The sequence below is a fragment of the Pseudomonas sp. LjRoot277 genome (genome assembly GCF_964253845.1).
GTDB lineage: Bacteria > Pseudomonadota > Gammaproteobacteria > Pseudomonadales > Pseudomonadaceae > Aquipseudomonas.
This window is the reverse complement of the sequence record NZ_CAXURI020000001.1, coordinates 3,743,131-3,759,132: the sequence shown is the minus strand read 5'-3', so window position 1 is coordinate 3,759,132 and position 16,002 is coordinate 3,743,131. Positions and strand designations below refer to the sequence as shown.

General features: G+C 60.6%; 10 protein-coding genes. 5 read left to right on the top strand and 5 right to left on the bottom strand.

The window, feature by feature from the left end; all coding sequences use genetic code 11:
* Nucleotide 1 precedes the first annotated feature (1 nt).
* The 5 genes from ACSQ87_RS17675 to ACSQ87_RS17655 form a co-directional block, all read right to left on the bottom strand.
* Complete coding sequence (locus tag ACSQ87_RS17675; protein ID WP_436273944.1) at nt 2-982, bottom strand: AAA family ATPase; 981 nt, start codon at nt 980-982, stop codon at nt 2-4.
* Nucleotides 983-996: 14 nt separating this feature from the next.
* Nucleotides 997-1,950 carry a SphA family protein gene (locus ACSQ87_RS17670; RefSeq protein WP_223430347.1) on the bottom strand — a complete coding sequence of 318 codons (954 nt, stop codon included), beginning with the start codon at nt 1,948-1,950 and terminating at the stop codon, nt 997-999.
* Between the two features lie 12 nt (nt 1,951-1,962).
* Entirely contained in the window at nt 1,963-3,366 is a 1,404-nt protein-coding gene (locus ACSQ87_RS17665) for a DUF1254 domain-containing protein (protein WP_436273943.1), read from the bottom strand.
* 27 nt (nt 3,367-3,393) lie between these two features.
* Nucleotides 3,394-4,845: a DUF1254 domain-containing protein gene (locus ACSQ87_RS17660; RefSeq protein WP_436273942.1), complete on the bottom strand. Its 1,452-nt coding sequence runs from the start codon at nt 4,843-4,845 to the stop codon at nt 3,394-3,396.
* A 477-nt stretch (nt 4,846-5,322) separates the two neighbouring features.
* The gene (locus tag ACSQ87_RS17655) at nt 5,323-5,748 is read right to left on the bottom strand and encodes a YciI family protein (protein ID WP_223430350.1); all 426 of its coding nucleotides are present in this window, start codon (nt 5,746-5,748) and stop codon (nt 5,323-5,325) included.
* Between the two features lie 383 nt (nt 5,749-6,131).
* Between ACSQ87_RS17655 and tpx the strand changes: the two genes are divergently transcribed.
* From tpx to ACSQ87_RS17630, 5 genes are all read left to right on the top strand, one after another.
* Nucleotides 6,132-6,632, top strand: a complete 501-nt coding sequence (gene tpx / locus ACSQ87_RS17650; protein WP_033054703.1) for a thiol peroxidase — start codon at nt 6,132-6,134, stop codon at nt 6,630-6,632.
* A 178-nt stretch (nt 6,633-6,810) separates the two neighbouring features.
* Complete coding sequence (locus ACSQ87_RS17645; RefSeq protein ID WP_436273941.1) at nt 6,811-8,127, top strand: MdtA/MuxA family multidrug efflux RND transporter periplasmic adaptor subunit; 1,317 nt, start codon at nt 6,811-6,813, stop codon at nt 8,125-8,127.
* Entirely contained in the window at nt 8,124-11,228 is a 3,105-nt protein-coding gene (locus ACSQ87_RS17640) for an MdtB/MuxB family multidrug efflux RND transporter permease subunit (RefSeq protein WP_436273940.1), read from the top strand. The genes ACSQ87_RS17645 and ACSQ87_RS17640 overlap by 4 nt, the downstream gene beginning before the upstream one ends.
* Nucleotides 11,225-14,332 carry an efflux RND transporter permease subunit gene (locus tag ACSQ87_RS17635; protein WP_223430353.1) on the top strand — a complete coding sequence of 1,036 codons (3,108 nt, stop codon included), beginning with the start codon at nt 11,225-11,227 and terminating at the stop codon, nt 14,330-14,332. The genes ACSQ87_RS17640 and ACSQ87_RS17635 overlap by 4 nt, the downstream gene beginning before the upstream one ends.
* Nucleotides 14,329-15,810, top strand: a complete 1,482-nt coding sequence (locus tag ACSQ87_RS17630) for an efflux transporter outer membrane subunit (RefSeq protein WP_436273939.1) — start codon at nt 14,329-14,331, stop codon at nt 15,808-15,810. Before ACSQ87_RS17635 ends, ACSQ87_RS17630 begins: the two co-directional genes overlap by 4 nt.
* Nucleotides 15,811-16,002 lie beyond the last annotated feature (192 nt).

The following is a 16,002-nucleotide window of genomic DNA, read 5'->3' as shown; positions in this document are numbered from 1 at the left end:
CTCAGGCCGGAATCGCGACTTTGTCGAGCAGGCGATCAAGCACCTGATCGGCAGTGACGCCGTCAGCAACCGCGTCATAGCTCAGTTGCAGGCGATGACGCAGCACCGGATGCACCACGGCGCGAACGTTGTCCGGCGAGACAAAATCCTGCCCCTGCAACCAGGCATCGGCCCGGGCGCAACGATCCAGGCCGATACCGCCGCGAGGGCTGGCGCCGATGGCGATCCAGCGACCGAGGTCGGCATCGTAATCGGCCGGGTGGCGGGTGGCATTGATCAGGTCGATCAGGTAACGGTCGATGGCCGGGGACACGTGAACGGCGCTGACTTCTCGACGCGCCGCGAAGATCACCTCCTGGGACAGCGCGAAGCCCTGCACCGCAGCCGTTTTCGCGCCCAACGCAAATTCTTCTTCACGTAACAGGCGCAGCACCTGGCTTTCGTTCTCCGCGCTCGGGTAATCCAGCAGAACCTTCATCAGGAACCGGTCCATCTGCGCTTCCGGCAGCGGGTAAGTCCCTTCCTGTTCGATCGGGTTCTGGGTCGCCACTACGATGAACAACTCCGGCAGCACATGGCTGTTGCCGGCCACGGTGATTTGCCGTTCTTCCATGGCTTCCAGCAACGCGGCCTGAACCTTGGCCGGGGCGCGGTTGATTTCGTCGGCCAGGATCAGGTTGCCGAACAGCGGGCCGGGCTGGAACTGGATCTCGTTCTTGCCATCGATCTGGTGCAGCACCTCGGCGCCGGTGATGTCCGACGGCAGCAGGTCTGGGGTGAACTGGATGCGACTCATCTTCGCGTCAAGGTGTTTGGCCAGCGCTTTGACCGTGCGGGTCTTGGCCAGGCCGGGCAGGCTTTCGAGCAACAAGTGCCCGTTGGCCAGCAGGCCAAGGATAATCTGGCGGATCACCTGATCCTGGCCGAGCACGGCTTCGGCGATGCTGGCTTGCAGGGCGTTGAGGTCTTGGAGCGCAGTCATGGAATGTTCCTCTCCTAGAAAAACGCCAGCGTCAGGTTGACGCTGAAGCCATTGCCTTCAGGGCGATTCTTGGTATCGAACTCCGGTACCCAACGCGCGCTGACGCTGGCCTGGGCATCGGCAAATTTACCGGCCCAGCCCACCACCGGGCCGGCGCCCACGGAGCGGCCGCGAAAGCCGTTGAGTGAATCGGCGGTCTGGCCTTTGTCATCGGTGATCTGCTGTATGTAACCGCCGACAACGCCGGCGCTCCAGCCATTGCCGAAACCGTGGGTCCACAGCGCGTCGAGGGTGAAAATGTTGCCGTTGCGATAATCCGTGGCGTCGTTCTCGGTGTAGAACTCCAGGCCGCTCGACAGGGTGAACTCGCCGCCCTTGCCGTCCAGATGGGTGAAGGCCACGGTGGGCATGAAGGTGTAAGTGTTCTGCCCGGGGTTGGCCAGGCGATCGTCGTTATAGGCACCGGTCGGCACGTAGATCGGCAGGGAAAGCGAGAGGTGGTTGACTTCATCGAAGTGATAGCCGGCGGCGATTGGCGTGATCAGCATGTCGGCGAACTGTGTGCCGGTGTCTTCGTCGCCCAGTGTCCGGCCGCGCGGACCGGTAATGCTGATGCTGACGTCGGTGTACTGCACCGGCACGCCGATGGCCGAGGCGTAGTTCCAGCGCCCCTTGCCGGTGTCCCAGATGTGGGTGAAGTTGGCCATGGTGTAGGAGACTTTCATGTCCAGGTCTGCACCGATCTCACCGGAAATCGGCACACCCTTGCTGCCCTTGAGGTCACCGTCGTACCAGATGCTGGTCAGCGACATGACCCAGCCAGGTTCTGGCGGCACGATCCCGGCATTGGAAAATACCTGTTGTCCGGTGATCGGCCGGCCGACACCGCCCTCGGCCGCGAGGGCTAACGGGCTTGCACCGAGCACGCACAGGGCCAGTAAAGGACGCACAACATAAGGCCTGACCATGACGGACTCCATTTATTGTTTTGGTTGATTGACGGGGGTCAGCAACGGCATTTTCCATTCGCCACTGGTGACTTCCGGTTTCGGCAGGTACAAGCGCAACACGCCATAAAACGGACCGTTCGGCGCTGGCAGCCAATTGCTTTGCCGGTCCTTGGCCGGTGCCTCGTGCTGCACATAAAGAGTCAGCCCGCCGTCGGTGTCGAGCTTGAGATCCAGTAACATCCGCGAGTTGATCAGGTAACGATTCAACGGGTTGGCCACCAGCAATTTGTTCTTGCCGTCGTACATCGTCAGCGACCAGAACGCATCGGCCGGGGGCAGGGCGCCCTTGTCGAAGTGCAGGGTGTAATCGTGTTTCGAGGCGTCGACCGGTTGGCCATCCTTGTCGACGAAATAACCGATGTAATTCGCCTCTTCGGCGGAGTTGCCGAAAATCCCCATGTTGGCGCCGGCGTAGCGGTACAGGTAGTTACCGTTCAGGTGATCGCGGGTACCGAAGAAGTCACCGCTGGTGACCTGATGGCTATCGACCTTGTCTTTTTTGAACTGGGCAAACTCGGCTTTTGCATCGCTGATACCGTCCTCAAGCGCCTTGCGCTGCTCAGGCGTGAGCGCGTCCGGTTTGAAAGGCTTGCCGGCTTCAATACCGATTTTTGCAAAGCGTGCGAGCAGGTCCTTTTCCACGTCCTGCGCCGGGGCAAACGACAGCATGAAGTTCAGGTAGCGGAACAGGTCGGGCGTATCGCTCATGGTCGGGGTGGGTTTCGGCCAGTCGATCTTCGGCGCAGCGGGCGGGGCTTTTTGTTTGACGTAGTGGCTGAGTGTCTCGACCTTGTAACCCTTCTGGATCTCCTTGACCTTGCCCAAGTCCTTTTCATCGAACAACTGCGTGCGATACAGCGCGTAGGCGATGTTGGTTTCACTGCGCAGCAGCCGATCGATCTCCACCGGTTGCTGGCCTTGCCAGTTCGGCCCGGCAATCATGAAATGCCCGCCGTTGTTGCCCGTGCTACGTGTGCCCAGGTACGCAAAGTTCTGCGTGTAGGCGTCGATCAGTTGCACCGAGTAGTAACGGTGCTCGTCGATGGCCGGCAAGGTCAGCACCACCGGTTCGGCGCGCAGGTCCATCCAGATAAACGAATAAGGCGTGTCAGCATTCGGGGTGACGAAGGCGGTGTCTTTGGCAGTGAACGCCTTGGCGGTGTTGCCGATCTGGTTGAACGGTGCCTTGAAGTTTGGGCTCTTCTTGTCCACGGCCTGGGTGTAGAGGGTCTTGTACATTTCTACCACCGGGAAGCCGTACAAGTAGGCTTCCTTGGCGATGCCCCGGGCTTCTTCCGGGGTGGCGGTGAAGTCGGCCCAGGCGCTGGTACTCAGGGTGAGCGAGAGTGCGGTGAGCAGCATGCGGTTATTCATAAAACTTCCTTATAAAAAGCTTGGGCGTCATTCCACGGCCGTAATGTCGTCGAGTTTCCAGCTTTTATCGAAGTAGGCTTCGGTGGGCGCGTACAGGCGGAAATAGCTGAACCAGTGTTTGCCCGGCACGGTTTGCACCCAGTTGCTCTCGAAATCTTTGGGCGCGGTCGGGCCGAAGTACAAGTCCACCGAGCCGTCGGCGTTCTTTTTCAGATCCTGGCGGGACGACAGATCGGCCTTGCGCTGCGGGTTGTCGATCAGGCAGCGGCTGTCGATGTCATAGACGGTCATCGACCAGAACTGCTTGGCCGGCGGGTTGGCGCCGACGTGCAGGCGATAGCTTTTGCCGCCGTCGAGCCAGTTGCCCTTGGCGTCGGTGTAGGCGCCGAGGTAGGTCTGGCCCAGGCCCGGTGTCTTGGAAACCATGCCCTTGGTGTTGGTTACCGCTTCGTAGAACCAGGCACTGCGCTCCCACAACTGGTCGTAATAGGCGACGCGCTGCGACGGCTCGGCGATGTTCAGCACGGTGTCCCATTGCCGGTCTTTCCAGTACTGGGCGTCTGGAAAACGCTTGGCGAAGGTGTTGGCCTTGGCGATCAGTTCGCCGACTTGCGCACCTTGTTCCAGCGCCTTGCGTTGGTTGTCGTTGGGGTTGAAGGGTTTGTCTTTTTCGATGCCCAGGCTGGCCAGCATGGCCATGTAGAAACGGTCACGTTCGTTGACTGGCTCTTTCTGGATAATCTGGTGCAAGCGCTGCCAATACGCCAGGCCACGCGGCTGAGTGCCGGACCAGGCCTTGCCGCCGGGGGAGAGCAGTTGGGTCTTGCCCGGTTCGGCGCGTTTGGCGTAAGGGTACATCTTGAATTGTTCGACCAACGCCTTGCCCTTGGTCGGGTCCGGATCGAGGACGCGAAAGCCCACCAGCATGTTCATCGTTTCCGACTTTGCCAAATAGTATTTGCCAGCGTCGGCCGGTGGCTCGGCACCCGGTGGCAGCACCAGATACTTGCCACCCTTGCCTTTGTCCGGGCCGGTCTGGCCCATGTCGATGATTGCGCGTTGCCAGAAATCACCCACACCGCCCGCGGTCGGGCCGGGCGGCAGTTCGATCACCAGAGGACCGGTTTCATTCAGGTCAACAAAGCCGAGAATGTACGGCGTAGTGGCGTTGGCGGTGATCACGCCCAGTTTGTCTTCGTAACTGTTGAGCACCATCAAGTCGCCGCTGTGGGCGCCGAGTTTGTCGCGAAATTCTTCCTGCCACTGGGCATAGGACACCAGCGGCAAGGCCCACAGGTAACTCTGGGTCGCTTGTTGGAAATCCAGCTCGGCGTAGAGTTTGGCAATCGATTCATGGGCCGGCAGTTCGCCTTCCATCGCGATCTTGCCGATCCGCGTATCCAGCTCCTGGGCGCCGACACCGCAACTGACGAACATTGTCATCAGGCTGAAACCGGCTGCGCGAATTGCACCGTGCATATCAAAGTCCTTATTTGCCGAACGTGACGCTGATGCCGGTATCGTCACCGTTGTGGGGGCGGGGCGGGTGCCGATCGGCAGGGTAGCGCGCAGCAATTGGAGCGCACGCATGAAGGCGGCGGGGGCGATGGGCAACGTGAAAGGCGTGTGCTCGCGCATTGTTCGACATGAATCCCCCGTTCCTTCGTGGCTCATTGGACAACTCGGCACTTGGCGGTCGTTACTGCGAAATCTCTTTCCTATCAAGCCTGTAGGACACGTCTGTTGAAGCTAGCAGCTAACTCGGGGTTCGCCAGTCGAAGGGGGGATCTTTGGTTTTTTGTACACGTTTGTGGGGATTTATGTGTACTAAAAAGTTAATTCGAAACAGGGGGGCAAGGAGGCGGGAGGCAAAAAAGCAATCAAGGGTAAGCCTCGCTCCTTTGGGAGACCGACATTTTGGTCATTCCCACGCAGGCGCGTGGGAATGATCCGCTATTAGCGCTTTTTCACCTGCGCACGCACCCGTTCTTCCTGCTCCCGCAATTCCGGTGTGAACTCGTCCCCGAAATCTTCGGCCTCGTACACCTGGCGAATCTCGATCTCGGCGTCGGTGCCTGGCATCGGGTTGGGACAGCGCTTGACCCACTCGATCGCCTCCTGTTTCGACTTCACCTGCCATATCCAGTAGCCGGCGATCAGCTCCTTGGTTTCGGCGAACGGGCCGTCGATCACCGTGCGCTGGTCACCCGAGAAACGCACGCGGGCGCCTTTACTGCTGGGTTGCAGGCCATCGCACTCGATGAGGATGCCGGCTTTGACCAGCTCCTCGTTGTAGTTGCCCATCGCGGTCATCAGTTCTTTGCTGGGCAGTACACCGGCCTCGGAATCCTGGCTGGCTTTCACAATGATCATGAATCGCATGGTCTTATCTCCGCTGGATGTGAGTGACTCACAGGCTAGTCGAATGGCCGTCGCCTGAATCGACAATGCTGACTGCCTTTCGTCATGAAACACCAGGTTGCGGCCGGCGAGGGCGGTACGCTGTACACCGACCCTGTGGGAGCGAGCTTGCTCCGGGCGGCGATCCGACGATAGCGGTGTACCAGTCGACATCCATTTTGAATGTTATTCCGCTATCGCGAGCAAGCTCGCTCCCACAGGTTTTGTGTTGATTGTCAGAGTTGTATCCAATTTAGGGGGCGACACATCACAATTTGTATCTGGGCATAGGTCGTCGGGCCATTTCGTGGTTAACTTCGGCCTCTTCAAAATTCTCTACAACAACGTTCAGAAGGACTCCGTTCATGGCTCAAGTCACTCTTAAAGGCTCCCCGGTTCAAGTCAACGGCCAACTGCCACAAGCCGGTTCCAAGGCGCCAGCCTTTTCCCTGGTCGCCGGCAATCTGTCCGACGTGACCCTGGCGAGCTTCGCCGGCAAGCGCAAAGTGCTGAACATCTTCCCAAGCGTCGATACCCCGACCTGCGCCACTTCGGTTCGCAAGTTCAACGCCCAGGCCAGTGATGTCGCCAACACGGTCGTGCTGTGCATCTCCGCTGACCTGCCGTTCGCTCAAGCGCGCTTCTGCGGCGCCGAAGGCCTGGAAAACGTACAGAACCTGTCGACCCTGCGCGGTGCCGAGTTCATCGAGAACTACGGCGTTGCCATCGCTGACGGCCCGCTCAAAGGCCTGACAGCCCGTGCCGTCGTGGTTCTGGACGAAAACGACAACGTTCTGCACAGCGAACTGGTCAAGGAAATCGCTGACGAACCGAACTACGAAGCGGCACTTGCTGTTCTGAAGTAAACGCGCTTTTACAATTGTTAACGGCCTGGCCCTGTCCAGGCCGTTTTCATTTGTGCTTCAGTGCCTTAGATACATCTCCTGTAACGTAAGCCGAAGGTAAATTGCCGGTAAAGCCGCTTTGCTTAATGCCCGCCAGTGCTTATCGTTCAGCCTCCTGTAGAAGAAGCCCACGCGCCCAATGGTTGATCATTCCATGCAATCCTCCGTTTCCCGTAGTCCCCGTCGCTGGCTGTTTGGCCTGCTTGTCCTGTTGGTCATCGCTGGCGTGTGCTGGAAGTTCTGGCCCGCCGGCACTGCCCAAAAAGAGGGCGCAGGGCAAAAAGCCGTTGCCGGGCACACCGGCAGGTCGGGGGGGATGCGTCCCGGTTTCGGCGGGGCGACCGGGCCGGTTCCAGTGCGTGTCGCGCCAGCGGTCAAGGGTGACTTCCCGCTGTACTACAAGGCGCTGGGCACCGTGACGGCGCTGAACACCATTAATGTGCGCAGCCGCGTCGGCGGTGAGCTGATGAAGATCTCCTTCGAGGAAGGGCAGATGGTCAAGGCGGGCGATCTGCTGGCTGAAATCGACCCGCGTCCTTACCAGAACGCCTTGCTTCAGGCCGAAGGCACGTTGCTGCAGAACCAGGCACAACTGAAAAACGCGCAGGTCGATGTGGAACGCTATCGCGGCCTGTATCGCGAAGACAGTATCGCCAAGCAGACCCTGGACACCGCCGAAGCACTGGTGGGCCAGTATCAGGGCACGGTCAAAACCAATCAGGCGGCGGTTAACGACGCCAGGCTCAATCTGGAATTCACCAAGATCCGCGCCCCGATTGCCGGGCGTGTGGGCTTGCGTCAGCTGGATGTCGGCAACCTGGTGGCGGCCAACGACACCACCGCGCTGGTGATCATCACCCAGACCCAACCGATCAGCGTTGCCTTCACTTTGCCGGAAAACAGCCTGGAGACCGTGCTGGCCCGTTATCGCACCGGCGCCAAACTGCCCGCCGAAGCCTGGGACCGTGGCGACACCAAGTTGCAGGCCACCGGCGTTTTGCAGAGCCTGGACAACCAGATCGACGTCACCACCGGGACCCTGAAATTCAAGGCTCGTTATGAGAACCGCGATCAGGCGCTGTTCCCGAATCAGTTCGTCAACGTCCACCTGCTGGCCGACACCCTCAAAGACGTGGTGCTCGCACCTTCGGCAGCGATTCAGTTCGGCACCAACGGCACGTTTGTCTACGCCCTGGATGGCGACAAGAAAGTCGCGATTCGTCAGTTGAAAGTCGGCGCCAGTGACGGTGAAAACACCGTGATTACCGAAGGCCTGGCCCCAGGGGATCGCGTGGTCCTTGAAGGCACCGACCGCTTGAAGGAAGGCAGCGAAGTAGAAGTGGTCAACGACACCAAGGATGTACCGACCACCCCGACCGGGCACCTGCAAGGCAAATCGGCCGCCACGGCGCCTGACGCGACGACCACCGACAAGGCGAAAAAGGGCGGCGCATGAACATCTCGCGGCTGTTCATCCTTCGCCCGGTCGCCACGACCCTGAGTATGCTGGCCATTATCCTGGCCGGCGTGATCGCCTATCGGCTGCTGCCGGTGTCGGCATTGCCTCAGGTCGATTACCCGACCATCCGCGTCATGACGCTGTACCCCGGTGCGAGCCCGGATGTCATGACCAGCGCCGTGACCGCGCCCCTTGAGCGTCAATTCGGGCAGATGCCCGGCCTGACCCAGATGGCGTCGACCAGTTCCGGCGGCGCTTCGGTGCTGACCCTGCGTTTCAGCCTCGACATCAACATGGACGTCGCCGAGCAGCAGGTGCAGGCCGCGATCAACGCCGCGACCAATTTGCTGCCCAAGGACCTGCCGGCGCCGCCGGTGTACAACAAGGTCAACCCGGCGGACACCCCGGTGCTGACGCTGGCCATCACCTCCAAGACCATGCTGCTGCCCAAGCTCAATGATTTGGTCGACACGCGCATGGCGCAGAAAATTGCCCAGATCAGCGGCGTCGGCATGGTCAGTATTGCCGGCGGCCAGCGTCAGGCCGTGCGGATCAAGGTCAACCCCGAGGCGCTGGCGGCCAATGGCTTGAACCTGTCGGACGTACGCACCTTGATCGGTGCGTCCAACGTCAACCAGCCCAAGGGCAACTTCGACGGCCCGACCCGGGTGTCGATGCTCGATGCAAACGATCAACTGACCTCGCCCAAGGACTACGCCAACCTGATTCTCGCCTACGCCAACGGCGCGCCGTTGCGGTTGAAGGACGTGGCAGAGATCGTCGATGGCGCGGAAAACGAACGTCTGGCGGCGTGGGCCAATGAAAACCAGGCGGTGTTGTTGAACATCCAGCGTCAGCCAGGCGCCAACGTCATCGAAGTGGTCGACCGGATCAAAGCCCTGCTGCCGAGCATCACCGACAACTTGCCGGCCGGTCTCGAAGTCACCGTGCTGACCGACCGCACCCAGACCATCCGCGCCTCGGTCACCGACGTGCAGCACGAATTGTTGATCGCCATTGCACTGGTCGTGATGGTGACCTTCCTGTTCCTGCGTCGGGCCAGCGCCACGATCATTCCGTCGGTCGCGGTCCCACTGTCGCTGATCGGCACCTTCGGCGTGATGTACCTCGCGGGTTTCTCGGTGAACAACCTGACCCTGATGGCACTGACTATCGCCACCGGTTTCGTGGTGGACGATGCGATTGTCATGCTGGAGAACATTTCCCGATTTATCGAAGAGGGCGACAGCCCCCTGAATGCGGCGCTCAAGGGCGCCAAGCAGATTGGCTTCACCCTGATCTCCCTGACCCTGTCGTTGATTGCAGTACTGATTCCGTTGTTGTTCATGGCCGACGTGGTGGGGCGGTTGTTCCGCGAATTTGCCATCACCCTGGCGGTGGCGATCCTGATCTCCCTGGTGGTGTCCCTGACACTGACGCCCATGATGTGCGCGCGGCTGCTCAAACGTGAGCCGAAGGAAGCAGAACAGGGCGGTTTCTACCGCTCCAGTGGCGCCGCAATTGATTGGATGATCGCGGCTTACGGGCGCAAGTTAAAGTGGGTTCTCAAGCATCAACCGCTGACCCTGATGGTGGCCATCGGCACGCTGGCGTTGACCGTGTTCCTTTACATGGTGGTGCCCAAGGGCTTCTTCCCGGTGCAGGACACCGGCGTGATCCAGGGTATTTCCGAGGCGCCGCAGTCGATTTCCTTTGCAGCGATGAGCGAGCGTCAGCAGGAATTGTCCAAAGTGATCCTGGCGGATCCGGCGGTGGAGAGCTTGTCGTCTTACATCGGTGTGGACGGTGACAACTCGACGCTGAACAGCGGTCGTCTGCTGATCAACCTCAAATCCCATAGCGATCGCGACCTCAGCGCCACCGAGGTGATTGCACGCCTGCAACCGGAACTGGACAAACTCGTCGGCATCCGCCTGTTCATGCAGCCGGTGCAGGACCTGACCATCGAAGACCGCGTCAGCCGGACTCAATACCAGTTCAGCATGTCGTCGCCGGATTCCGAGCTGCTGAGTCTGTGGAGCGGTCGTCTGGTGGACGCACTGGCCCAACGGCCGGAGCTGACCGACGTTGCCAGCGATTTGCAGGACAAGGGCCTGCAGGTCTATCTGGTGATTGACCGCGATGCGGCGTCGCGGGTCGGTGTGTCGGTGTCGAACATCACCGATGCGCTGTACGACGCCTTCGGTCAGCGACAGATTTCCACCATCTATACCCAGGCCAGCCAATACCGCGTGGTGCTGCAATCGCAGTCCGGCGAGAAGATCGGCCCGGAGGCGCTGAACCAGATTCACGTGAAAACCACCGACGGCGGGCAAGTGCGCCTGTCCAGTCTGGCGCACATCGAGGAGCGTCAGGCACAACTGGCGATCACCCACATCGGTCAGTTCCCGGCAGTGATGATGTCCTTCAACCTCGCGCCCGGCGTAGCGTTGGGGCAGGCGGTGGAGATCATCGACCAGGTGCAGAAGGACATCGGTATGCCGATTGGCGTGCAGACCCAGTTCCAGGGCGCGGCCGAGGCTTTCCAGGCGTCGCTGTCTAGCACCTTGCTGCTGATTCTGGCGGCGGTGGTGACCATGTACATCGTGCTCGGTGTGCTTTACGAGAGCTACATCCATCCGATCACCATTCTCTCGACCTTGCCCTCGGCGGCGGTTGGCGCCTTGCTGGCGTTGCTGTTGAGCGGCAATGACCTGGGCATGATCGCGATCATCGGCATCATTTTGTTGATCGGCATCGTGAAAAAGAACGCGATCATGATGATCGACTTCGCCCTCGACGCTGAACGCAATCAGGGCATGGACCCGGAAACGGCGATCTATCAGGCGGCGCTGTTGCGTTTTCGGCCGATTCTGATGACCACACTGGCGGCGTTGTTCGGCGCGGTGCCGCTGATGCTGGCGACCGGCTCCGGCGCGGAACTGCGTCAACCGTTGGGTCTGGTGATGGTGGGTGGCTTGTTGGTGAGTCAGGTGCTGACGCTGTTCACCACTCCGGTCATCTACCTGTATTTCGACCGCCTCGGTCGGCGCTGGGGTCGCAAGCCTGAAGCCGTGGAAGCGGCAGAACAGCCATGAACCTGTCCGGACCTTTCATCAAGCGCCCGGTTGCGACGATGTTGCTGAGCCTGGCGATCCTGCTGCTGGGCGGCGTGAGCTTCGGCCTGTTGCCGGTGGCGCCGCTGCCGCAGATGGACTTTCCGGTGATCGTGGTCCAGGCGAGTCTGCCCGGTGCCAGCCCGGAGGTCATGGCCTCGACGGTGGCCACGCCGCTGGAACGCTCCTTCGGCGCCATCGCCGGGGTCAACACCATGAGCAGCCGCTCCAGCCAGGGCTCGACCCGGGTGATTTTGCAGTTCGACCTGGACCGCGACATCAACGGCGCGGCACGAGAAGTGCAGGCGGCAATCAACGCCTCGCGCAATTTGCTGCCGAGCGGGATGCGCAGCATGCCGACCTACAAGAAGGTCAACCCGTCCCAGGCGCCGGTCATGGTGCTGTCGCTGACCTCCGACGTACTGGAAAAAGGCCAGCTCTACGATTTGGCCTCGACGATTCTGTCCCAGAGCGTGTCTCAGGTGCAGGGTGTCGGCGAAGTGCAGATCGGCGGCAGTTCCTTGCCGGCGGTGCGCATCGAACTCGAACCGCAGGCGCTCAACCAGTACGGCGTGGCGCTGGACGATGTGCGCAACACCATCGCCAACGCCAACGTACGCAGGCCAAAAGGCTCCGTCGAAGACGGCCAGCGGCTGTGGCAGGTTCAGGCCAACGATCAACTGGAAAAAGCCAAGGATTACGAGTCGCTGATCATTCACTACGCGGACGGCGCGGCTCTGCGCCTGAAGGACGTGGCCAAGGTCAGCGACGGCGTCGAAGACCGCTACAACAGCGGTTTCTTCAACAACGACGCGGCGGTACTGCTGGTGATCAACCGCCAGGCCGGCGCCAACATCATCGAGACGGTCAACGAAATCAAGGCTCAACTGCCGGCGTTGCAGGCCGTGTTGCCGGCCAGCGTCAAACTGAACGTGGCGATGGACCGGTCGCCGGTGATCAAGGCGACCTTGCACGAAGCGGAAATGACCCTGCTGATTGCCGTGGCGCTGGTGATTCTGGTGGTGTTCCTGTTCCTCGGTAACTTCCGCGCCTCGTTGATTCCGACGTTGGCGGTGCCTGTGTCCCTGGTCGGCACCTTTGCGGTGATGTACCTCTACGGATTCTCCCTGAACAACCTGTCGCTGATGGCGCTGATTCTGGCCACCGGGCTGGTGGTGGACGATGCCATTGTGGTGCTGGAGAACATTTCCCGGCACATCGACAAAGGCGTACCGCCGATGAAGGCCGCGTACCTCGGGGCGCAGGAAGTCGGCTTCACCTTGCTGTCGATGAACGTCTCGCTGGTGGCGGTGTTCCTGTCGATCCTGTTCATGGGCGGGATCGTCGAAAGCCTGTTTCGCGAGTTTTCCATCACGTTGGCGGCGTCCATCGTGGTGTCACTGGTGGTCTCGCTGACGCTGACGCCGATGCTCTGCGCCCGCTGGCTCAAGCCGCATACGCCGGGTCAGGAAAACCGTTTGCAGCGCTGGAGTCAGCGCGCCAACGAGTGGATGGTCGGTAAATACGCCACAAGCCTCGACTGGGTGCTGCGTCATCGCCGGTTGACCTTGCTTAGCTTGATCGTGACAGTCGGCGTTAACATTGCATTGTATGTCGTTGTTCCTAAAACATTTATGCCTCAGCAAGACACCGGTCAGCTGATCGGTTTCGTGCGCGGCGACGACGGACTGTCATTCAGTGTGATGCAGCCGAAAATGGAAACCTTTCGCCGTGCCGTGCTCAAGGATGACGCGGTGCAAAGCGTTGCCGGCTTTATCGGCGGCACCAACGGCACCAATAATGCCTTCATGCTGGTGCGGCTGAAACCGATCAAGGAACGCAACCTGTCTGCGCAAAAGGTCATTGAACGCCTGCGCAAGGAAATGCCCAAGGTCGCCGGTGCGCAGCTGATGCTGATGGCCGATCAGGACCTGCAGTTTGGTGGCGGTCGTGAACAGTCCACGTCCCAGTATTCCTACATCCTGCAAAGCGCCGACCTTGGCGAGTTGCGCGAGTGGTATCCGAAAGTCGTTACCGCACTCAAGGCTTTGCCGGAGCTGACCGCGATTGACGCCCGTGAAGGGCGCGGCGCCCAACAGGTGACGCTGATCGTCGACCGTGATCAGGCCAAACGCCTGGGCGTCGACATGGACATGGTCACCGCGGTGTTGAACAACGCCTACAGCCAGCGGCAGATTTCGACGATTTACGACAGCCTTAACCAGTATCAGGTGGTCATGGAGGTCAATCCGAAATATGCCCAGGACCCGATCACCCTCAAACAGGTACAGGTGATCACCGCTGACGGTGCGCGGATTCCGCTCTCGACCATCGCTCATTACGAAAACAGCCTGGAAGACGACCGCGTCAGCCACGAAGGCCAGTTCGCCTCCGAAAGCATTTCCTTCGACATGGCCGAAGGCGTGACGGTGGAGCAGGGCTCGGCGGCCATCGAGCGGGCCATCGCCCGACTCGGCATGCCGGAAGACGTGATCGTGAAAATGGCCGGCACCGCCGACGCCTTCGCCGCCACCCAGAAGAGCCAGCCGTGGATGATTCTCGGCGCACTGGTGGCGGTGTATCTGGTACTCGGTGTGCTGTATGAAAGCTATATCCATCCGCTGACCATTCTCTCGACCTTGCCGTCGGCCGGGGTCGGCGCGTTGCTGTCGATTTACGCGCTGGGCGGTGAATTCAGCCTGATTTCGTTGCTCGGGCTGTTCCTGCTGATCGGCGTGGTGAAGAAAAACGCCATTCTGATGATCGATCTGGCCTTGCAGCTGGAACGGCATCAGGGCATGGCGCCGCTGGATTCGATTCGTAGCGCTTGCTTGCAACGTCTGCGGCCGATTCTGATGACCACCCTGGCGGCGATCCTCGGCGCGTTGCCGTTGTTGCTGAGCCGCGCCGAAGGTGCGGAAATGCGTCAGCCGCTGGGCCTGACCATCATTGGCGGGCTGATCTTCAGCCAGGTGCTGACCCTTTACACCACCCCGGTGGTTTACCTCTATCTCGACAAACTGCGCCATCGCTTCAACCACTGGCGTGGGGTGCGTACCGATGTTGCTCTGGAAACTCCGCTATGACTGACCGTTCGCTTATCACTCTGGCTGCACCGCTGGTAACGGCCCGAGGCTCGCGTTTATTGAGCCTTGCGCTGTGCATGGCGATGCTCAGCGCCTGCGCCATCGGCCCGGATTACCAGCGCCCGCAAGCGGCTGCGCCGGCGCAATACAAGGAAGCGGCAGGCTGGCGTCAGGCCAATCCCGGCGATTCCCTGGCCCGTGGCGCCTGGTGGGAGTTGTATGGAGATCAGCAGCTCAATGGCCTGATCGAAAAACTCAACAGTGCCAACCAGACAGTCGCGCAGTCCGAAGCCCAGTACCGTCAGGCCCAGGCGTTGGTGCGCAGTGCTCGTGGCGCGTTTTTCCCCACCGTGGACCTGACCGTCGGGAAAAACCGCTCCAGCCAGGGCACCGGCAGCAGCAGTTCGAGCCTGACCAGTTCTTCCAGCGGGATTCGTGACACTTACACCGCACAGGCCGGAGTCAGTTGGGAGGCCGACGTTTGGGGCAAGCTGCGCCGAGGACTGGAAGCCGACACCGCCAACGCCGAGGCGAGTTATGCCGATCTGGCGGCGATGCGCTTGAGCCAACAGTCGGAACTGGTGCAGAACTATCTGCAATTGCGGGTGATCGACCAGCAGAAACGCCTGCTGGAAGCGACGGTCGAGGCCTATCAGCGCTCGCTGACAATGACCGAAAACCAGTACCGCGCCGGCGTCTCCGGCAAGGACGCGGTGGCGCAGGCTCAGACTCAGCTCAAAAGCACCGAGGCTGACATGGTTGATCTGATCTGGCAGCGCGCCCAGTTCGAGAACGCCATTGCCGTGCTGATCGGGCTACCGCCGGCCGAGTTCAGCCTGGCTGAAACCGAAGACATTCCTGCGTTGCCCGAGATACCGCTGGGTCTGCCTTCGCAATTGCTCGAGCGCCGCCCGGACATCGCCTCCGCTGAACGCTCGGTGATGGCGGCCAATGCCAACATCGGTGTGGCCAAAGCGGCCTTTTACCCGGACTTCACCCTGAGTCTGAACGGTGGCTATAGCAGCAGCACCTATGCCAACTGGATCAGCGTGCCGAACCGCTTCTGGTCGGTCGGACCGCAATTGGCCATGACTTTGTTCGACGGCGGCCAGCGCTCCGCGGAAGTTGACCGCAGCGAAGCAGCCTACGACGAAACCGTGGCCAAGTACCGCCAGACCGTGCTCGATGGCTTCCGTGAAGTGGAAAACTACCTGGTGCAGCTCAAGGTCCTGGAAGACGAAGCGGGCGTGCGCCAGGAAGCCCTGGACGCGGCGCGAGAGTCCTTGCGCCTGACCCAGAACCAGTACAAGGCCGGAGTAATCGCTTATCTGGGCGTAGTGGTCGTTCAGGCCACAGCGTTGAACAATGAACGCAGCGTGCTGAGCCTGTTGCAGAGCCGGTTGATTGCCAGTGTGCAGTTGATCGCGGCGCTGGGCGGTGGCTGGGATGGGGCGTTGCAAGTGAGCGAAAAAGAGTAGGCGCCCATTCTCTGACGGCAACTCGATACTCCGTAGCAGCTGTCGAGCCTGCGAGGCTGCGTTCGGCTGCGTAGCAGTCGTAAAACCTGTACGCATGGTCTTCTTGAAACACCGCACTGTCTGATTTCGCGACTGCTGCGCAGCCGAACGCAGCCTCGCAGGCTCGGCAGCGCTGCTACGGGTGGTAGCGGC